At 72.5% G+C, this 19,720-nt stretch carries 16 protein-coding genes; 3 read left to right on the top strand and 13 right to left on the bottom strand.

All coding sequences use genetic code 11. The annotated features are described in order from the left end of the window. Nucleotides 1–25: 25 nt before the first annotated feature. The 11 genes from ACF07B_RS19750 to ACF07B_RS19700 all read right to left on the bottom strand — a co-directional run bounded on the left by ACF07B_RS19750 (nt 26) and on the right by ACF07B_RS19700 (nt 11,990). On the bottom strand, nt 26–1,009 hold the full coding sequence (locus ACF07B_RS19750) for an alpha/beta hydrolase family protein (protein WP_392179809.1): 984 nt from the start codon (nt 1,007–1,009) through the stop codon (nt 26–28). A gap of 310 nt (nt 1,010–1,319) precedes the next feature. Continuing rightward, the gene (gene kynU, locus ACF07B_RS19745) at nt 1,320–2,522 is read right to left on the bottom strand and encodes a kynureninase (RefSeq protein WP_392179808.1); all 1,203 of its coding nucleotides are present in this window, start codon (nt 2,520–2,522) and stop codon (nt 1,320–1,322) included. Further along, nucleotides 2,515–3,360: a tryptophan 2,3-dioxygenase family protein gene (locus tag ACF07B_RS19740; protein ID WP_392179807.1), complete on the bottom strand. Its 846-nt coding sequence runs from the start codon at nt 3,358–3,360 to the stop codon at nt 2,515–2,517. The genes kynU and ACF07B_RS19740 overlap by 8 nt, the downstream gene beginning before the upstream one ends. A gap of 176 nt (nt 3,361–3,536) precedes the next feature. After that, the gene (locus ACF07B_RS19735; RefSeq protein ID WP_369481044.1) at nt 3,537–3,950 is read right to left on the bottom strand and encodes a DUF3151 domain-containing protein; all 414 of its coding nucleotides are present in this window, start codon (nt 3,948–3,950) and stop codon (nt 3,537–3,539) included. An 88-nt stretch (nt 3,951–4,038) separates the two neighbouring features. After that, nucleotides 4,039–5,634, bottom strand: coding sequence for an MFS transporter (locus tag ACF07B_RS19730; protein ID WP_392179806.1), 1,596 nt, complete (start codon nt 5,632–5,634; stop codon nt 4,039–4,041). A gap of 63 nt (nt 5,635–5,697) precedes the next feature. Continuing rightward, nucleotides 5,698–6,720 (bottom strand): class II fructose-bisphosphate aldolase, encoded by a 1,023-nt coding sequence (gene fbaA, locus ACF07B_RS19725; protein WP_369481046.1) that lies wholly within the window; start codon nt 6,718–6,720, stop codon nt 5,698–5,700. A 186-nt stretch (nt 6,721–6,906) separates the two neighbouring features. Then, nucleotides 6,907–7,479 carry an orotate phosphoribosyltransferase gene (gene pyrE, locus ACF07B_RS19720; RefSeq protein WP_369481047.1) on the bottom strand — a complete coding sequence of 191 codons (573 nt, stop codon included), beginning with the start codon at nt 7,477–7,479 and terminating at the stop codon, nt 6,907–6,909. 10 nt (nt 7,480–7,489) lie between these two features. Then, nucleotides 7,490–8,284, bottom strand: a complete 795-nt coding sequence (locus ACF07B_RS19715; RefSeq protein ID WP_392179805.1) for an aldose 1-epimerase — start codon at nt 8,282–8,284, stop codon at nt 7,490–7,492. A 56-nt stretch (nt 8,285–8,340) separates the two neighbouring features. Further along, nucleotides 8,341–9,453 (bottom strand): carbon monoxide dehydrogenase, encoded by a 1,113-nt coding sequence (locus ACF07B_RS19710; RefSeq protein ID WP_392179804.1) that lies wholly within the window; start codon nt 9,451–9,453, stop codon nt 8,341–8,343. A 67-nt stretch (nt 9,454–9,520) separates the two neighbouring features. Then, nucleotides 9,521–11,188, bottom strand: coding sequence for a polyamine aminopropyltransferase (locus ACF07B_RS19705; RefSeq protein ID WP_384237076.1), 1,668 nt, complete (start codon nt 11,186–11,188; stop codon nt 9,521–9,523). A gap of 271 nt (nt 11,189–11,459) precedes the next feature. Next, on the bottom strand, nt 11,460–11,990 hold the full coding sequence (locus ACF07B_RS19700; protein ID WP_369481051.1) for a DUF2617 family protein: 531 nt from the start codon (nt 11,988–11,990) through the stop codon (nt 11,460–11,462). 983 nt (nt 11,991–12,973) lie between these two features. Between ACF07B_RS19700 and ACF07B_RS19695 the strand changes: the two genes are divergently transcribed. Both ACF07B_RS19695 and ACF07B_RS19690 read left to right on the top strand, forming a co-directional pair. Then, nucleotides 12,974–14,182 carry a pyridoxal phosphate-dependent aminotransferase gene (locus ACF07B_RS19695; RefSeq protein ID WP_392179803.1) on the top strand — a complete coding sequence of 403 codons (1,209 nt, stop codon included), beginning with the start codon at nt 12,974–12,976 and terminating at the stop codon, nt 14,180–14,182. 209 nt (nt 14,183–14,391) lie between these two features. Then, nucleotides 14,392–15,591, top strand: coding sequence for a hypothetical protein (locus ACF07B_RS19690; RefSeq protein ID WP_392179802.1), 1,200 nt, complete (start codon nt 14,392–14,394; stop codon nt 15,589–15,591). A 69-nt stretch (nt 15,592–15,660) separates the two neighbouring features. Here ACF07B_RS19690 and ACF07B_RS19685 read toward each other — a convergent pair whose 3' ends face one another. Next, the gene (locus ACF07B_RS19685) at nt 15,661–16,203 is read right to left on the bottom strand and encodes a YbjN domain-containing protein (RefSeq protein WP_362393347.1); all 543 of its coding nucleotides are present in this window, start codon (nt 16,201–16,203) and stop codon (nt 15,661–15,663) included. A 185-nt stretch (nt 16,204–16,388) separates the two neighbouring features. Then, entirely contained in the window at nt 16,389–19,001 is a 2,613-nt protein-coding gene (clpB, locus tag ACF07B_RS19680) for an ATP-dependent chaperone ClpB (RefSeq protein ID WP_392179801.1), read from the bottom strand. Nucleotides 19,002–19,131: 130 nt separating this feature from the next. Here clpB and ACF07B_RS19675 point away from each other — a divergent pair, with 130 nt between their 5' ends. Continuing rightward, nucleotides 19,132–19,545 carry a pyridoxamine 5'-phosphate oxidase family protein gene (locus tag ACF07B_RS19675; protein ID WP_392179800.1) on the top strand — a complete coding sequence of 138 codons (414 nt, stop codon included), beginning with the start codon at nt 19,132–19,134 and terminating at the stop codon, nt 19,543–19,545. Nucleotides 19,546–19,720: the final 175 nt, after the last annotated feature.

The following is a 19,720-nucleotide window of genomic DNA, read 5'->3' as shown; positions in this document are numbered from 1 at the left end:
GCCCGGACCCGGACCCGGACCCCGGCTACCAGGCCAGTTGGGCGATCTCCTCCGCCACCACCGCACAGGCGTCGGCGGCCGGGTCGATCAGGGGGAAGTGGCCGACATCCTCCAGCAGGGTCAGACCCACCACCTCGCCCGCCTTCGCCGCCGCGTCCGCGTACGACTCGGCGACCGCCTGCGGGACGACGATGTCGGAGCGGCCCTGGACGATGGTGGTGGCGATGCCGGTGGGCAGCAGGCGCACCGGGTCGGCGTAGGGCAGGCGTTCCGCGAACGTGGCTTCCCCGCCGAGGAGTTGTCGGGAGGCCCCGCCGCACACCCCGAGTTTCTCGGCGACCTCGAAGTCGGCGATCGGAGCGAGGGCGACGACGCCGCGCAGCGGTGCGGGGCGTTCGGTGTGCCAGGGCGCGTCGGCCGGCAGGAGGTGGCGCGCCGCGGCCCACAGCGCCAGATGCCCGCCCGCGGAGTGGCCGGTGATCACCATGCGCCGGGCGTCCGCCTGCGGAAGCGCCCGCCGTACGAGGGCGGGCAGCGCGTCGAGGGCGGCCGCCACGTCGTCGAAGGTGTCGGGCCAACGGCCGGCGACCGGACCGCCTGGGGCGGTGCCCCCGGCCTCGGAAGCGGTCGTGCCGTCCCGCCCGGGATCCACGGGGCCGCCCTGCGCGGGGATCGCGGGCCCGTCCGGAGCGGGTGACGCCGCCTCACCCCGGCGGTACTCGACGTTCGCCACGGCGAACCCGCGGCGGGTCAGGAAGTCGGCGAACGGCGTGATGTGGCGGCGGTCGTACGGAGCGCGCCAGGCGCCGCCGTGCAGGACGACCACCACCGGGGCGGGGACCGCCGGGTCGGGATCGCGCGGAGCGTAGAAGTCGATCACCTGGTCCGGGTGGTCGCCGTACGCCATGGTGACGTCGGGGTCCACGGGCGGGTGCGAGAAGGCGGACGCCTCTTCGGCTGCGTCGCGCGCGTCGGCGGCGTCGTCCCGGGGTGCGGCGTCGTCCTGCATGCTCCAACCTCTCAGCGGTGAAACGGATTTGGCGGGCGAGGGAACAATTCGGCCGTTTGCGGGGACGCTATCAGGCCGATGACATGGGTCGACAGCGGGCTGTCACTCTCCGTCAAGGGGAACGGTTCTCCTTTTCCGTGCCCCCGGGGCGGGCCAGGTACCCGGAGTACGGGCAGGGGCGGAGGGAATATCGCCCCCTCCGCCCCTGCCCGTCCCATACTCGGGGGCTCCGCCCCCGGACCCCCGCTCCTCAAACGCCGGAGGGGCTGAATTTCTCGCCATCGGGGCTGAATCCCGGTGCTGGAATCTCTCAGACCAATATCTCCGCCAGGACCCTCGCCGCCCGTTCCGCGTCCGCGAAGCCGACGTACAGGGGAGTGAAACCGAAGCGGAGAATGTCCGGGTGACGGAAGTCGCCGACGACGCCGCCGTCGATCAGGCGCTTCATCACGGCACCCGCGTCCGCGCAGCGCAGGGCCACCTGGCTGCCCCGCTCCGCGTGGGCGGACGGGGTCACGGACTCGACCCGGCCCTCGGGGACGTACGCCGCGACGCACTCCAGGAAGAAGTCGGTCAGGGCGAGCGACTTGGCGCGGACGCTGTCGATCGAGACGCCGTCCCACACCTCCAGCGCCGCTTCCAGGGCCAGCATCGAGAGGATGTCCGGCGTGCCGACCCGTCCGCGCAGCGCGCCCGGCGCGGGTGCGTACGACGAACTCATGGCGAAGGGTTCCGCGTGCGAGTTCCAGCCGGGCAGCGGGGAGTCGAAGCGGTCCTGGAGCCCGGCGCGGACGTAGAGGTACGCGGGCGAACCCGGGCCGCCGTTCAGGTACTTGTAGGTGCAGCCGACCGCCAGGTCCACCCCGTGCTCGTCCAGCCCGACGGGCAGGGCGCCCGCGCTGTGGCACAGGTCCCAGACGGCGAGCGCGCCCGCCGCGTGGATCGCGGAGGTCAGGGACGGGAGGTCGAAGCGCCGGCCCGTGCGGTAGTCGACGTGGTTGAGCAGCACCGCCGCCGTGCGGGGGCCGAGCGCCGCGGGCACCTCGTCGGGGTCCACCGGACGCAGCTCACAGCCCGTCATACGGGCCGCCGACGACGCGATGTACCCGTCCGTCGGGAACGTCGTCGCGTCGACGAGGATCTCGTCGCGCCCCTCGCCCGCCAGCCGTACGGCGCCGACCAGGGCCTTGAAGACGTTCACGCTCGTCGAGTCGCCGACGACGATCTGCCCGGCCGCCGCGCCGACCAGCGGGGCGATGCGGTCGCCGATCCGCTCGGGCGCGGTCCACCAGCCGCTCTCCTCCCAGGAGCGGATGCGCAGTTCGCCCCACTGCCTGCGGACGACGTCCTCGACCCGGCCGGGGACCTCGGCCGGCAGCGCGCCGAGCGAGTTCCCGTCCAGGTACACCACGTCGTCGAGCACGAACCGCTTGCGCAGACCGGCGAGTCCGTCGGCCGCGTCCAGTTCCGCCGCCCGCGCGCCCAGCGCGGACACGGACGCTCGCTCAGACATAGGACCTCGCCGTCCACAGCTCGGGGAACACGTTCTTCTGCGCGCGCTTCTCCAGCCAGGCCACCCCGGCGCTGCCGCCGGTGCCGGTCTTCGAGCCCATCGCCCGCCGGGTGGCGACGAGGTGGTCGTTGCGCCAGCGCCACACCAGCTCGGCGACGTCGGTCAGCGCCTCGCCGAGACGGGCGAGCTCGTCGGTGTCGTCACCGGCGTACAGGGCCGTCCACGCGGCCTCCACCTCGGGGACGGGCTCGTAGCGCTTCGACACGTCCCGCCCCAGCACCGCGGCCGGGATCGCGTGCCCGCGCCGGGCGAGCAGCCGCAGCACCTCGTCGTACAGGCTCGGCTCGTGCAGGGCCTTCTCCAGCTCGGCGTACACGCGCGACGCGCCCCGGTGCGGGACGAGCATGGAGGCGGACTTCTCGCCCAGCAGGAACTCCATGCGCCGGTACATCGCCGACTGGAATCCGGAACCCTCGCCGAGGGCCGAACGGTAGGAGTTGAACTGCGCGGGGGTGAGCTGTCCGAGGGGGCGCCAGGACGCGTTCAGCGCGTCGAGCTCCCGTACGGACCGCTTCAGCGCGGCCACCGCGACGGGGACGTCGTCGGCGCGCAGCGCCTTGGCCGCGGTCTCCCACTCGTGGACGATGACCGTGAACCACAGCTCCATGACCTGGGTCGTCACCAGGAAGACCATCTCTCCGGGGTCGTCGGAGAGGGTGTGCTGGAGGTGGGTGAGCACGTCGGCCTGTACGTAGTCCTCGTACGGCGTCGTGCCCTGGAAGTCGAGATGCGGGGTCTCGGGCTCCTGAGCCTGCGCGGGCTGAGCCTGGTGGGACATCGCTGTCTCCTGATTGTGCTCCGGGTAGCGGTCCGCCCCTGCCGTTACCGACACGGGGGCCCCGGTCCCCACCGGGCATCCTCCACAATCGTCCCCCGAAACCGCAAGGTCCGCCTGGTCACACCAGGCGGACCCGCGTCAAAGCCTCCGAAGAGGCCTCATATCGAACGTCCGCCCTAGCCCAGGGTCTGGGCCGCCGTCGGCGAGGAGTCCTTCAGGAACTGGCTGCAGCGCTCGTACTCCTCCTGCTCGCCGATCGACTGCGCGGCGCGGGCGAGGGCGTGCAGGGCACGCAGGAAGCCGCGGTTCGGCTCGTGGTCCCAGGGCACCGGGCCGTGCCCCTTCCAGCCGTTGCGGCGCAGCGCGTCCAGGCCGCGGTGGTAGCCGGTACGGGCGTAGGCGTACGACTCGACGACGCCGCCCCGCTCGAACGCGTCGTCGGCGAGCTGCGCCCAGGCGAGCGAGGAGGTGGGGTACTTCGCGGCGACATCGGCGGGGGCCGTGCCGTTGGCGAGGAGCTCGCGCGGCTCCGGGTCGTCGGGGAGACGGGTCGGGGGCGGTCCCCCGAGGAGGTTCTCGTGAATCGTCATGGGTTCCAGTCTGCTGCATGCCGGTGATCGGCAACGGCCGCCCATGGCCGGACGTACGTCGCCCGCCGGATCGGCGGCACCGGCACGATCACGAAGCCGGGCCGGCGCCGGAAGGCTTGGCGCCCGGGGAACCCGGGGCCCCGAGGACGCCCCGGGAACGCTCCGGCTCCAGCGGGGGTGCCGTCAGCGAGCCGTGCGTGTGGCACTCGGGACGCAGGCAGCCCGGCGGCGGGCGGCGCACGGTCGTGAAAGCCAGCACCGCGCCGACCAGCAGCACACCCGCGCACAGCGGCATCGCCCGGCGGAAGGCGGCGTCGAAGGCCTCGGCCGAGCGGTACGCCTCCGGCCCCATCCCCGTCAGCAGCGGCAGCGCGGCCACCGCGACGAGCCCGGCCGCGCGGGCCGCCGCGTTGTTGATCCCGCTGGCCAGACCCGCCCGCCCGGTGTCCACGGAGGCCAGGACGGTCGCGGTCAGCGGCGCGACCAGGGTCACCATGCCCAGGCCCATCACCAGCAGCGCGGGCAGCACGTCGGTCACGTACGACGCGTCCTCACCGACCCGCAGCATCAGCAGCATGCCCGCCGCGCACAGCAGCGGCCCGACCGTCAGCGGGATGCGCGGGCCGATGCGCTGGGAGAGCTCGCCGGAGCGGGCGGAGAAGAGCAGCATCAAGGCGGTGGTCGGCAGGAGTGCCGTGCCGGCTTGGAGCGCGGAGTAGCCCGCCACGACCTGGAGCTGGAGCGCGGTCAGGAAGAAGAAACCGCCGAAAGCCGCGTACACACACAGGGTCACCAGGTTGACGGCGGTGAACTGACGCGAGGCGAAGATGTCCGGCGGCATCATCGGATCGGGCCGCCGCCGCTCGACGTACACGAACGCCACCCCCGCCGCCACGCCCGCGACCGCGGCCACCCACACGAGCGGAGAACCGCCCGGGGCCTCGATCAGGGCGTACGTCACCAGGGCGAGCGAGAGCGCGCCGAGGACGGCTCCGAGGACGTCGAAGCCGCGGTGCGACCCGCCGCCCTCGCCTCCCCCGGCTTCCGCCGGGCGGGAGGTTCCGCCGGCCGACTCCGGAACGTGCAGCAGGGCGACCGGGGCGCAGACCAGCGCGACAGGGATGTTCAGCAGGAAGACCCAGCGCCAGCCGGGCCCGTCCACCAGCCAGCCGCCGAGGAACGGCCCGACGGCGGCCCCGACGCCCCCGAAGCCCGACCACAGGCCGATGGCACGGGCCCGGTCGTCCGGATGGAAGGAGGCCTGGATGATCGCCAGGGAACCGGGGGTGAGCAGCGCCCCGCCGACGCCCTGGAGGACACGGGCGGCGATGAGCACGCCCACGTTCGGCGCGAGCCCGCACAGCAGCGAGGCGGCCGCGAACCACACCACGCCGATGACGAAGATCTTCCGGCGCCCGAAACGGTCCCCGAGCGAGCCGCCCAGCAGGATCAGCCCGGCCAGCGACAGCATGTAGCCGTTCACGGTCCACTGGAGGGCGGCGAGGCTCGCGTCCAGGTCACGGCCGATGGTCGGCAGGGCGACATTGACGACGGTCGAGTCCAGCAGGGCCATGCTGGAGCCGAGGACGGTCGTCAGCAGGATCCACTTCCCCGCGGGGGAGGCGATCCGCACCGCGGGTCTGCCGTCCGAGAGGTCCGATGCGTCCCGCGCGGGCACAGCCATACCTCGGAGCATACGGAAGGGCCCGGCACCTTGGCAGGTGCCGGGCCCTTCCGCGGGTGCCGGCTACTTGAGCCGCGTGCCCGTGGAACGCAGGGCGGCGCAGGCCTCGGTCACACGCTGGGCCATGCCGGCCTCGGCGAGCTTGCCCCAGGTGCGCGGGTCGTACTTCGACTTGGTGCCGACCTCGCCGTCGACCTTCAGAACACCGTCGTAGTTGCGGAACATGTGGTCCACGACCGGACGGGTGAAGGCGTACTGGGTGTCGGTGTCGAGGTTCATCTTCACGACGCCGTTCTCCAGCGCGGTGGCGATCTCCTCGGCGGTGGAGCCGGAGCCTCCGTGGAAGACGAAGTCGAAGGGGCTCGCCTTGCCGTACTTGGCGGAAACACCCTCCTGGAGGTCCTTCAGCAGCTCGGGGCGCAGGACGACGTTGCCCGGCTTGTACACACCGTGCACGTTGCCGAACGAGGCGGCGAGCAGGTAGCGGCCCTTGTCGCCCAGGCCGAGGGCCTCGGCGGTGCGCAGCGCGTCGTCGACGGTCGTGTACAGCTCGTCGTTGATCTCGTGGCTGACGCCGTCCTCCTCGCCACCGGTCGGGGTGATCTCGACCTCGAGGATGATCTTCGCGGCGACGGCCTTGGCCAGCAGCTCCTGGCCGATGGCCAGGTTGTCGGCGAGGGTCTCGGCGGAGCCGTCCCACATGTGGGACTGGAACAGCGGGTTCTCACCGCGGGCGACGCGCTCGGCGGAGATGTCGATCAGCGGACGTACGTAGCCGTCCAGCTTGTCCTTCGGGCAGTGGTCCGTGTGCAGCGCGACCGTGATGTCGTACTTCGCGGCGACGATGTGCGCGAACTCGGCGAGCGCGACGGCGCCCGTCACCATGTCCTTCTTGTGCTGACCGCCCAGGAACTCCGCACCACCGGTGGAGATCTGGATGATGCCGTCGCTCTCGGCCTCCGCGAAGCCGCGCAGCGCAGCGTGCAGGGTCTGGGACGAGGTCACGTTGATGGCCGGGTAGGCGAACTTGCCTGCCTTCGCCCGGTCGAGCATCTCGTTGTAGACCTCGGGGGTTGCGATGGGCATCTGTCCGCTCCTTGTATGTGCGGGTCTGCGTACTGCTGCTGCGGTACGACGGGACTGGTGCTTATGGCCCTGACCTAGGGGGGCGACGTCATCGTCGGCCCCATCTTTCCAGACATCGCCGGATGCTCCAGACCCCCATCCGACATGCGGGACCCGGCCGCCGGCGGGGCCCCGCGGGAGCTTTCGTCAGTCGAGTCCCAACTCGCCCTTGGAGAAGGCGAAGAGGTACGGAACACCGGCACCGGCCTCGATCTTCTCGGCGGCACCGGTCGCGCGGTCGACGATCGTGGCGACGCCGACGACCTCGGCCCCGGCCTCACGGACGGCCTGGACGGCCTCCAGCGGGGAGCCGCCCGTGGTCGAGGTGTCCTCGACCACGAGGACGCGCCGGCCCTTGATCTCGGGACCCTCGACACGGCGCTGCAGACCGTGCGCCTTGGCTGCCTTGCGGACGACGAAGGCGTCCAGCCGGCGCCCGTTAGCCGCGGCGGCGTGCAGCATCGCCCCGGCGACCGGGTCGGCGCCCATGGTCAGCCCGCCGACCGCGTCGAAGTCTAGGCCAGCGGTGAGGTCGAGGAGGACCTGCCCGACGAGCGGGGCCGCCTCGCCGTCCAGCGTGATCCGGCGCAGGTCCACGTAGTAGTCGGCCTCAAGACCCGAGGAGAGGGTCACCTTGCCGTGCACCACGGCCTTGTCCTTGATCTGCTGCAGCAGCTCGCCGCGTGTGCCTGACGGCATTACTGCGTTGACGTCACTCATGGACGCCAGCTTAGAGCCGCCGCCAGCTCCAGGTGGTGGTGGCTTCGAGGGGGTCGATGGGTGTGACCAGCCGGGGGTGGGTGTTGAGCCCGTTCGGCGGACCGGTCTGCGGCTCCACGCAGACGGCCGCCTCCTGCTCGTCGTAGACGACGACCCACCGCTCGCGACTGCCGACCTTGAGTTCGAGCCGCCCCGGCCAGGTGAGCGTGACGTCGACTCCCTCCGGCATGCCGAAGCAGTCGTCCCAGGGGCCGGGCTTCGGGTCGAGGCGGCGGCCGGTGGGCAGGTGGTCCTCGCCCCGCTCCTCCTGCCAGGCGGGCAGGAAGTCGACGCGGACGTCCTCGCCGCCGTCTCCCAGGCTCCTGTTGAACCAGGGATGCCAGCCGATCTGGGCCGGGAACGACTCCCCGTACGTCTCCACCGCCATCGTGATCGTCAGGGTGTCCTCGGTGAGGGTGAACGCCTGGGTGACACGGGCGGGGTGCGGCCAGGGCTCGACCAGGTCGTACGTGATCACGGCGTCGTCCGCGGTGACACGGGCCGTCCTCCAGGCACCGTCGCGGGCGGTGCCGTGGATGGCGTGCGGCGGGGAGTTGAGCGGCATCTGCCGGACGGCGGCGCCGTCGAGGAACCTGCCGTCGCGGATCCGTCCGCACCACGGGACCATCGGGAAGCACCCGAACTTCGCGCCCTGCCGCAGCAGTTCGACGCCGCCGACCCGCAGACTGCCGATCCGGCCGCCGTTCCCCGGCGACACGGTCACCTCCGCGTCACCCGCGGTCAGCGTGATGTCTTCGTTACTCACGGAGCCGACCCTACTGGGGCGGGAGCGCTGTGCGCCTTCCCACCCTCGGCACCGCCTCAACGACGCTTGCGCAGCGCCCGGGTCAGGGCGATCGCCGAGGCCAGCGCCAGGGCCGCCGCGGGAGCCGCCCAGCGGAGGGTGGCGCGTGCGGCGGTGGCCTCCGGGGGCGGGACGGGGGCGTAGCGGCCGCGCGGAGGGGAGTGGTCGACCTCCTCCGCGCTCCGCCCGATCATCGTCCGCCGCGCGTGCGCCGCCTCGGCCATGGCATCGGCCCGCGCCGGTCGCCCGGCCTCCGTCTCCGCCTCCGCCACGAGGTCCTCCTCGCCGAACTCGTCGTCCTCGCCCGAGGGGCCGGGCGAGGAGGACGTCACGTCCGCCTCGAATCCGGGAACCACCTCGGATTCGGCTTCGGCTTCGGCTTCGTGGCCGGCTTCCTCGGGATCGAGTTCGCGGTCCGGTGCGGCCTCCGCCTCGGCCCGGGGAGCCGCCTCAGCCGCGGGTCCGTTTCCGGCCGGCGGACCGGTTTCGGCTGCGGCCCGGTGTCCGGGCCCGGCGGCTCCGCGGCCGGACCCTGCTCCGGTTCCCGGCTCGGAGGCGGGCCGTGACGCGAGGTCCGTGGTCAGGGCGTCGCCGAACCGGGTCAGCAGACGCGCGCCCGTCGACGTCACCGCGTCGTGCGGGAGTTCCGCCAGGCGGCCGTCGCCGGAGGCCGTGCCGCCGAACGCGAGGGTGGTACCGCCCTCGGCGGGGAGAAGCCGCAGGGTCAGCGCCAGTTTCACGGCGCCCGTGCCGCGCACCTCCGTGGCGTCGCCCTCGACGGCGTACGAGCCGTCGGTCCGGGCCGTGACACGGAACGCGCCGCGATAGGTGATCGTGTGACCGGCGACGCGGACCTTCAGCCGCCCGGCGACCCGCGCGACGCCCGCGTCCCGCCCGGCGGACGCGGACCCGTCGGCGGACGCGGACCCGTCGGCGGACGCGGACCCGTCGGCGGTGTCCTGCCCGGCGCCGGAGAGGGGCCGCGCGCCCCCGGCCGCCTCCGCCGCGCTGTCGGCGACGGCCGACGCGTCCTGCTGGAGGCCGGGGATCGCGCGGGCGACCCGGACGGGATCGGCCAGCGCCTCTCGCAGCCGCCCGGCCGGAAACGGAACGAACACCTCATGCTCCATGTCAGCCGAGCCTACCCAGCACGAACCGGACCGCACCCGCGTATCACGGGATTCCCGGCCCTCCCCCTCAGTCGGTGTACCGCGGATGCACCAGCGTGGAGGGCGGCAGCGGAGGGTGGACGCGGCTGCGGGAGGCGGCGCGCGCGTCCGCCGCCAGGGCCGCCTGGGTGAGGGTGCGCAGCCGCGGACAGGAGGAGTCCAGCCGCAGGGGCGCGGGCGTACGGGAGGCGAGGAGGAAACCCCAGTCGCCCCCCGATCCCTTGGCGTCTCCCGGCCCCGGGGCTCCGCCGGGGTGGCGGCCGGACCGGGCCGCGAAGCCGGAGTCCCGGCCGCCGACGCGGTAGGGCCTGGTGAACAGGCCCGCCGCGCGGATGGTCGCGTCGACCGTCCAGAAGGCCCGGTGCCGGCCGGCCAGCGGACCCGCGTGGACCACGAGACGTCCGCCGGGGGAGAGCACGCGGCGCGCGAGGCCGTAGAACTCCCGCGAGTACAGCTTGGTGGCGGCGGTGACGCACGGGTCGGGCAGGTCCGAGATGACGACGTCGTACGTCGACCGGGCGTGGCGCAGCCGGCTGAAGGCGTCCGCCGTCACCTCGTGGACCCGGGGATCGTCGTACGCGTGGTGGTTGAGGACGGACAGGGCCGCGTCGTGGCGGGCGAGCCGGACCACGACCGCGTCGGGTTCGACGATGTCGACGCGGCGCACGCCGGGGTGGCGCAGCACCTCGCGGGCGGCGAGGCCGTCACCGCCGCCGAGGATGAGCACCCGCGCGTGCGGCCCGTTCATCGCGGGGTGGACGAGCGCCTCGTGGTAGCGGCGTTCGTCGCGGCCGCTGAAGCGCAGGCGGCCGTCGAGGAAGAAGCGGAGCGGACGGCCGTGGGCGCCTCCGGTGAGGACGGCCTCCTGGACGCCGGAGCGGAGCGCGACGCGGGCGTCCGCCCCGTACAGGGCGTGCCGCGCGGCCCGTTCGAAGTCGTCGACCAGCATCGCGGCGGAGGCGAGGAGGCCGAGCACGACGACGTTGGCGACGACCAGGGTCCAGCGTGCGCGGCGGCTCAGGTCGTTCCGGAACAGCCCGAGGACGAGGGCGCCGCCGGCGATCACGTTCACCGTTCCGGTCAGCAGCGCGCCCGTCAGCTGGCCGAGCTGGGGCAGCAGCAGGAACGGGAAGGCGAGACCGCCGAAGAGGGCGCCGACGTAGTCCGCGGCGAACAGGTCCGCGACCGCGCCGCCGGGGTCCTGGCGGCGGATGCGTTGTATCAGCTCCATGAGCAGCGGGACCTCGGCGCCGATGAGCAGGCCGATGGTGAGCGAGAAGATCACCAGCAGGCAGCGGGGCCCGTCCGCCCACAGGCCGCCCCATCCGCCCGTCCAGGCGAACACCGCGTACAGCGCCATCGCGCTGCATCCGCCGACCAGGGCGAGCGTCGCCTCGACGGCGCCGAACCCGGCCGCGGCGCACGGGCGCAGCCGCTTCGCCGCGAGGGAACCGACACCCATGGCGAACACCATGACGGACAGGACGACGGATGCCTGGGTGACCGAGTCACCGATCAAGTACGAGGCGAGGGCGACCAGTTCGAGCTCGTACACGAGTCCGCAGGCGGCGCAGACGAACACTCCCGCCAGGACGAGGAACCTGCCGATGCCCGGCCGGACGGGCAGCCGCGCCTGGCCCTGGACGCCCCAGGGCGGCGGCGCGCCGGGTGGGGCTGGCGCGTGCGGTTCGATCACGTCGTGAACGCTACGTCACGCCGCCACCACGTCACGTCACCCACACGTGTGGAAACCCTTGCTCTTCCTGGTGTACGGAGTTGACCTGGGCATCTTCCCGGCCCACCGCCCCCGAACCCCCCGGTCCGCGCCGCACATGCCGCCCGCTCCCGGACCCCGGTCCACCCCGGACACGCCCCCGCTCCCGGACCCCGGTTCCGCGCCGGGCCGCCCTGCGCCTGCCTCGCCCGCGCGCCGGGCACCTCCGCGTGTCCGTTCGCGCGCCGCGCCGTCAGACGCCGGAGGCGCTGAGGGCTCCCGTCCGTACGCCGACTCGCGTACGTGTCGCCACCAACTGGCCGTCCTGGGGGTACGCGTGCCACGTACGCCAGTGGACCTGGCCCTCATGCCGCTGGGCGAGCATCGCCGTGAACGCGTGCGGGCTGCCGGGAAAGACACCGGCGAGACCCTGGGGGTGGTCGGAGACGAGGGCCAGCAGCTCCTGGGCGCGGCCCGCGAAGGAGCCGGGCGACATGATCTCGACGCGGGCCGCGAACTCGTACTCCCAGTCGTCGAACCTCTTCGCGACGCCGAGCGGCAGCGGCGTGCTGCTGCCGGCGATACAGGCGACGGTCTCCGAACAACTGCCCCGCTCCTCCTCCAGAAGGACCTGGTGGGACGCGCCGAGAAGTCTCAACTGGAGTTTCGCCCCGCCGAGTTCGAGATCGAGGGTGGCGAGGGCCGGCAGCGGTTCGCGGCCCAGAGCCCAGGCGAGATCGGCCGCGCGCGTGTCGGTGTACGAGGTTTTCAGGGTCGTGAGCATGGGTCGGCTCCGCTAGCACGCAAAGGTGAGGTGGGGTTCCTGCGCACCCGGTCAGCACCGGGGGAACGGCCCGGCCGGCCCGGCCGGAAGGACATCCGGCGGACGCGTCCGATAGGACCATCCGATGAACTTCCGAGGCCTGTCGGCCCAGGGCTGCTTGGTGATGCACCAGGGCCGCTTTGGTGGTTTAGAGGGAATCATGAACTGTGCTGCCGCCACAGCGTTTTTACCCAACTTCGTGGGGTTTCCATCCCCCCGAGGGCTCCACAGCTCAACTGTTCAACACCGACGTGCGCCCGGCGCGCGAAGGTGCCCGCCGGCCGACACCGGCCGGCGGGCACCTTCGTGGTCGGTTGCGGTCCCGCCGCGAGCCCGGCCGCCCCCTGTCAGCCGCCCCCGCCGCATCCGCCGCCACCGCCGCACGAGGACCCGCCTCCGCACGACGAGCCTCCGCACGACGAGTTACCCCCGCAGGAGTGCCCCCCGTGGCCGCCCGAGGAACCGCCGGACGAACAGGAGGACGCGGCACCGCCCGCGCCGCCGGCCCACCAGCTGCTGTCGCTGCCGCTGCCGCCGGAGCCCCGCGAGGAGCGCCGTCCCGTCCTGAACCCGGCCGCGCCCCTGGAAGAGCGCCCCCGCCTCCTGCTCCCGCCGACGGTCCCCATGATCACAACGAGCAGGACGACCGCCAGGATGATGCCGATGAACATGGCGTCACCCACCTTTCGTTCCCCCGAAACAGCCCCCCGTGGGCCGTGCTTCTCGGTTCCGGCCTTGCGTGACAGGGGGATGCCCCCACGCCTCACGGCGCAAAGCAGAGTTGAGGAACTCCAGAGCATGTAAGGAGAATGGCCCGGCAACCGCGTCGGCTGACGACGGCCGTGGACCTCGGCGCCGCCCCTGCTCACGGGCGGCGCACACCGCGTTCGCGCGGGTGCGCGTCGGCGGAGGTGAGTTGAGGAACTCCGGACCTTGGGCGCAGGATGGCCGGCATGACCTCCAGCGCGCGCCCCTTTCTGAACCGCCGGCTCGCCGAGTTCGGGACGACGATCTTCGCCGAGATGTCCGCCCTGGCGATGAGCACCGGCTCGATCAACCTCGGACAGGGCTTCCCGGACACGGACGGTCCCGAGGAGATCCGGGAGGCGGCCGTCCGCGCGCTGCGGGACGGCCGCGGCAACCAGTACCCGCCGGGTCCGGGCGTCCCCGAGCTGCGCACCGCGATCGCCGCGCACCAGAAACGTCACTACGGCCTGTCGTACGACCCCGACACCGAGGTCCTGGTGACGGCGGGCGCGACCGAGGCCATCGCCGCCGCGCTGCTCGCGCTCCTGGAGCCCGGCGACGAGGTGATCGCCCTGGAGCCGTACTACGACTCGTACGCGGCCTCGATCGCCATGGCGGGCGGGACGCGCGTGCCCGTGACACTGCGGCCCGACGAGGCCGACGGAGACGGCCACCGGCGTTTCCGGCTCGATCTCGACGAGCTGCGCGACGCGGTCACCGAGCGGACCCGGCTGCTGCTGATCAACACCCCGCACAACCCGACCGGCACCGTCCTCACGCGCGCCGAGCTGACGGAGATCGCGCGGATCGCCGTCGAGCGGGACCTGCTCGTGGTGACGGACGAGGTCTACGAACACCTCGTCTTCGACGACGCCGAGCACGTACCGCTGGCCACTCTGCCGGGCATGCGCGAGCGGACGGTCACCATCGGCAGCGCGGGCAAGACCTTCTCGTTCACCGGCTGGAAGGTGGGCTGGGTGACCGCGCCGCCGGCCCTGGTCGGCGCCGTACGGTCGGCGAAGCAGTTCCTGACGTACGTGGCGTCGGGGCCCTTCCAGTACGCCGTCGCCGAGGCGCTCGCGCTGCCGGACGCGTACTTCGAGGGTTTCCGCGCGGACATGCTGCGCAAGCGCGACGTGCTGGCGGCGGGCCTCGCCGACGCGGGCTTCGCCGTCTACCGGCCGCGGGGGACGTACTTCATCACCACCGACATCCGGCCGCTCGGCGAGAGCGACGGGTTCGCCTTCTGCCGTGCCCTGCCCGAACGCGCCGGTGTCGTGGCCATCCCGAACGCCGTCTTCTACGACCACCGCGAGGCGGGCGCGCCCTTCGTACGGTTCGCGTTCTGCAAGCGGGACGAGGTGCTCCACGAGGCCGCGGGACGGCTGCGTCGCCTCTCGTCCTGACGGAGGGCGGCCCAGGTTCGCCCCGTCGCGACGCCCGGCACGCCCTCTCGCCGCACCGGACGCCGCTCCTCGAAGGACAGACCTCGACCGACACGGCACTAGCACCGGCCGGACCCCGGGTGCGGGCGGCGCGCCGGAGACCGCGCGACGGAACCCGCACGGACGAGCAACGCTCGCGACCGCCCCGTGGGGAACGCAATGTTCGGGGTGTGACCCACCCGAGTACCCTCGCTCGCCCCGCTCTCCCGGAGCCCGGCGACCGTGCCGTCCGCCCGTCCCGCGCCGTACGCAGCCTGCCGACCGCCGCGATCACGGCGCTCGGGCTGTTCGCCGCCGCGCGCCTGGCCGGCCTCCTCGTGGTCGCCGGGACGGCCTGGGCCACCGGAAGACACCCGGTCGCCCTGCTCGCACGGTCCTGGGACTCGGCCTGGTACCTGGGGATCGCCGCGCACGGATACGGCAGGACGCTCCACTTCCGTCCCACGGTCGTGCACAGCGACCTCGCGTTCTTCCCGCTCTACCCCGCCCTCGTACGGGCCGTCACCGCTCTGACACCGCTGACCGGGGGCTCGGCGGGGCTGCTGGTCTCCTGGACGGCGGCGGCCGCCGCCGCATGCGGGGTGTACGCGGTCGGAGCCCGGCTGCACGGCCCGGCGGTCGGTACGGCGCTGGTGGTGCTGTGGGGTCTGCTGCCGCACTCGGTGGTGCTGTCGATGGCGTACACCGAGCCCGTACTGACCGCGTTCGCCGCCTGGTCGCTGTACGCGGTGCTCGACGGGCGCTGGCTGTGGGCCGGCTCGCTGGCCGCGCTCGCGGGGCTGGCCAGGCCGAACGGCTTCGCGGTGGCCGCGGCGGTCCTCGTGGCGGCGGCACACGAGATCTGGCGGAGCCGCGGAAAAGTTTCCCACAGGGTGTGGACGGGCGCCGCGCTCGCGCCGGCCGGCTGGACCGGCTATGTGCTGTGGGTGGGACACCGCGAGGGCGACTGGCTCGGCGGCTACTTCCAGGTGCAGCGGCTGTGGGGCTCACGCTTCGACCTCGGCGAGGGATCGCTCCGTTTCGCCAAGCACCTGCTGCTCCACGGGGACCGGTTCGTGTTCCCCATGACGATGGTGATCGTCGCCGCGGCCATGCTCCTGTACACCCTGCTGATCGCGGACCGGGCGCCCCTGCCCCTGCTCGCCTACAGCGGCATCCTGCTGCTCATCGCGGTCGGCGGCTCGGGGTTCTTCGAGTCGAAGCCGCGGTTCCTGATCCCGGCGTTCCCGCTGCTGCTGCCACTGGCCCGCGCCGTGGTGCGAACGGCGAGAGCCCGCCCCTGGCACGCGACCCTGGTGGTCGGTGCCCTGGCCGGGCTCTCGTTCGCCTACGGCGCGTATCTGGTCGTCATCGCGCACACCCCGCTCTAGGACCTGTCCCGGAGGGGACCTGTCCCAGGGGCCGGTGCGCGCGGGAGGAGCGCCGCCGCGAGGACGGACCTACTCGTCTTCGGCTTCGCCGTCGTCCCCGGGCTTCTCCGCCTCGTTGATCTCCTGCTCCAGGCCGAGCTGCTCGACGAGCCACTTGTCGAACTCGATGGCGGCGCGCACCCAGCTGACCGTGGAGGACACGAAGTGCTCCAGGCTGACGCCGGTGCCGATCAGCATCTGCGCCTCGCCGATCAGGCGGACGGTGCCGTCGTCGTGGGTGTGGCTGTACACCTTCGGCCACAGCGTGCGACGGTTCCAGTCGTCGATCGACTCCAGGAGAGCGGGCTTCTCCTCGAGCTGGTGCGGCCGGTCGTAGAACGTCCGCACCGAGAAGACCTGCTGGTCACCCTCGCCGCGGAACATGAAGTACGTACGGAACTCCTCCCACGGCGCCGCGAGGTCACCCTCGTCGTCGACGACGTACTTCAGCTCCATCTGCTCCAGGAGCTGCTTCACGAGGTCCTGATCCGGGACCACGGGGCCGGCGGGGCCGCCGGGCTGCGGCTCGGGCTGGCCCCCGAAATTCGGAATCGAGGACGGGTCGATGCTCACCGTGTATTTCCCTTCGTACGGATGCTGCCATCCTCTCTCATGCGGGGCGGGGAGTGGCAACCTCTGGCGTGCCCTGTCCGCCGGGGGCTGACAAGATCCGGTCACGTACGGACCTCGGACCGGCAAAGGGGGAGGGCCAGCGGCGAGTGCGCCGCGGGCCCTCCCCCGCCGGGTTCGGGAGCCGGCTACAGCGTCTTGCCCGTGGCCGGTCCCACGATCAGGCCGTCGCCGAAAGCGTCCACACGGACCGTGTCACCGTCCGTGACCTCACCCGCCAGGATCTCCTTGGCCAGCCGGTCCCCGATGGCGGTCTGGACGAGGCGCCGCAGCGGGCGCGCTCCGTACGCGGGGTCGTTGCCCTCCTCGGCGAGCCAGGCCAGCGCCGCGTCGGTGACCTCCAGGGTGAGCCGGCGCTCCGCGAGCCGCTTGGCCAGGCGGTCGATCTGGAGCCGGGCGATGCGCTCCAGCTCCCGCTGGTCGAGCGCGGAGAAGACCACGAGGTCGTCCAGCCGGTTCAGGAACTCCGGCTTGAAGGAGGCGCGGACCACGTCCAGAACCTGCCGCTTCCTGTCCTCCTCGGAGGACAGCGGATCGGCGAGGCTCTGCCCGCCGAGGAACTGGCTGCCCAGGTTCGAGGTGAGGATCAGGATGGTGTTGCGGAAGTCGACCGTCCGCCCCTGCCCGTCCGTCAGCCGGCCGTCGTCCAGCACCTGGAGCAGGATGTCGAAGACCTCGGGGTGCGCCTTCTCCACCTCGTCGAGCAGGATCACGCTGTACGGGCGGCGGCGCACGGCCTCGGTGAGCTGGCCGCCCTCCTCGTAGCCGATGTACCCGGGCGGCGCGCCGACCAGCCGGGCCACGCTGTGCTTCTCGCCGTACTCCGACATGTCGATGCGGATCATCGCCCGCTCGTCGTCGAAGAGGAAGTCGGCGAGGGCCTTGGCGAGTTCGGTCTTGCCGACACCGGTCGGGCCGAGGAAGAGGAAGGAACCGGTGGGCCGGTCCGGGTCGGCGATCCCGGCGCGGGTGCGGCGCACGGCGTCGGACACCGCTCCCACGGCCTCGGTCTGGCCGATCAGACGGCGGCCCAGCTCCGCCTCCATGCGCAGCAGCTTCTGCGTCTCGCCCTCCAGGAGGCGGCCGGCGGGGATGCCGGTCCAGGCGCCGACGACGTCCGCGATGTCGTCCGGTCCGACCTCGTCCTTGACCATGGTGTCCTTGGCGACCTCCTCCTCGGCCTGCGAGGCTTCCTCCAAGTCCCTTTCCAGGGTGGGGATCTCGCCGTAGAGCAGCTTGGAGGCGGTGTCGAAGTCGCCGTCGCGCTGCGCGCGTTCGGCCTGGCCGCGCAGCTCGTCGAGCTTCTCCTTCAGCTCACCGACCCGGTTGAGGGACTGCTTCTCCTTCTCCCAGCGGGCGTTGAGCCCGCGCAGCTCCTCCTCCTTGTCGGCGAGGTCACGGCGCAGCCGGTCCAGGCGCTCCCTGCTGGCGGCGTCCGTCTCCTTGCCGATCGCGAGCTCCTCCATCTTCAGCCGGTCGACGACCCGCTGGAGCTCGTCGATCTCGACCGGGGAGGAGTCGATCTCCATGCGCAGCCGTGAGGCCGCCTCGTCCACGAGGTCGATGGCCTTGTCGGGAAGGAAGCGGGAGGTGATGTAGCGGTCGGACAGGGTGGCCGCGGCGACCAGCGCGCTGTCGGCGATCTGGACCTTGTGGTGGGCCTCGTAGCGTCCCTTGAGTCCGCGCAGGATGGCGATGGTGTCCTCGACCGTCGGCTCGGCGACCAGCACCTGCTGGAAGCGCCGCTCCAGCGCCGGGTCCTTCTCGATCCGCTCGCGGTACTCGTCCAGGGTGGTGGCGCCGACCATGCGCAGCTCACCGCGGGCGAGCATGGGCTTGAGCATGTTGCCGGCGTCCATCGCGGAGTCGCCGCCCGCGCCGGCGCCCACGACGGTGTGCAGCTCGTCGATGAAGGTGATGATCTGCCCGTCGGAGTCCTTGATCTCCGCGAGCACGGTCTTCAGGCGCTCCTCGAACTCGCCCCGGTACTTCGCGCCGGCCACCATCGCGCCCAGGTCGAGCGAGACGAGCCGCTTGTTCTTCAGGGACTCGGGGACGTCGCCCTTCACGATCCGCTGGGCGAGGCCCTCGACGACGGCGGTCTTGCCGACGCCGGGCTCGCCGATGAGGACGGGGTTGTTCTTCGTGCGGCGGGACAGGACCTGCACCACCCGGCGGATCTCGTGGTCCCGGCCGATGACGGGGTCGAGCCTGCCCTCACGCGCCGCGGCGGTGAAGTCCGTGCCGAACTTTTCGAGCGCCTTGTACTGGCCCTCGGGATCCGCGGTCGTCACCCGGCGCCCTCCCCGTGTCTTCTGGAACGCGTCCAGCAGCTTCTTCGCAGTGGCGCCCTGCTGGGAGAGTACGTCGGCGACCACTCCGCCCTTCGCGGCGATACCGATGAGCAGGTGCTCGGTGGAGATGAACTCGTCGCCCAGCTCCTTGGCGCGCTCGACGGCGTCCGCGATGACCGCGAGCGCCTCGCGGTTCGGCTGCGGGGGCGCGACGGTGGAGCCGGTCACGCTGGGCAGTGCCGTGAGCACGCGCTCGGCGCCGGAGCGGACCGAGGCCTGATCGGCGTCCACGGCCGCCAGCAGATCGATGATGTTCTCGTTGTCCTGCCCCTCGAGCAGAGCGAGCAGCAGGTGGGCGGGGGTGAGGTCCGGGTGCCCCTCCCGCACGGCCCGGTTACTGGCCGCGTTGATCGCGTCCCGGCTCCTGTTGGTCAGCTCGGCGTCCACGTTCGCGTTCTCCTCCTCCTGGCGTCCTGGCGGTTCCCTGACTCATCCAGCGTACACAAAGTTGAGTCTATTCCACTCAAGGCTGGAAGGACGGGAAAAGGGACGCCCATCAGGCGTAGATTCAAGCCTCATGGCTTCCTATCCGGTGGACCCGCGGCAGCCCGGCACCGCCTATCTGAGCTTCTGGCGCGAGCGCCATCTGTGCACGCTCACCACCCTGAGGCCCGACGGCAGCCCGCACGTGGTCCCCGTCGGCGTTACATACGACCCCGAGGCCGGTCTCGCTCGGGTCATCACGAACAAGTCCAGCCGGAAGGTGGCCCACGTGCTGGCGGCCGGGCCGGACGGAGCCCGCGTCGCGGTCTGCCAGGTGGACGGCGGGCGCTGGGCGACGCTGGAGGGGCGGGCCCGGGTCTCCACGGACCCGGAGCGCGTCGCGGAGGCGGTGCGGCGCTACGCGGAGCGCTACGAGCGCATGCCGTCGCCGAACCCGTCCCGGGTGGCGATCGAGATCGAGCTCACGGCGGCGATGGGCCGCGGATGAGACCACCGGCGGACATCCCGCGGCCACTGCCGGCCCCGGCGAGGACGGGCCGAAACCCGGAGATTTCCCCGGAAACTGCAGCGGGGGGGACCCGGGGGTGGTTCCCCGGAGCCGCGGGCGGGGGGGGGAACAGCGCCGCCAAACAAACACCCGGGCGAGCCGGCAGGCCCCCCGG

The organism is Streptomyces sp. NPDC015532, from assembly GCF_043078065.1.
Classification (GTDB): domain Bacteria; phylum Actinomycetota; class Actinomycetes; order Streptomycetales; family Streptomycetaceae; genus Streptomyces.
This window is presented reverse-complemented; position numbering and strand designations above follow the sequence as displayed.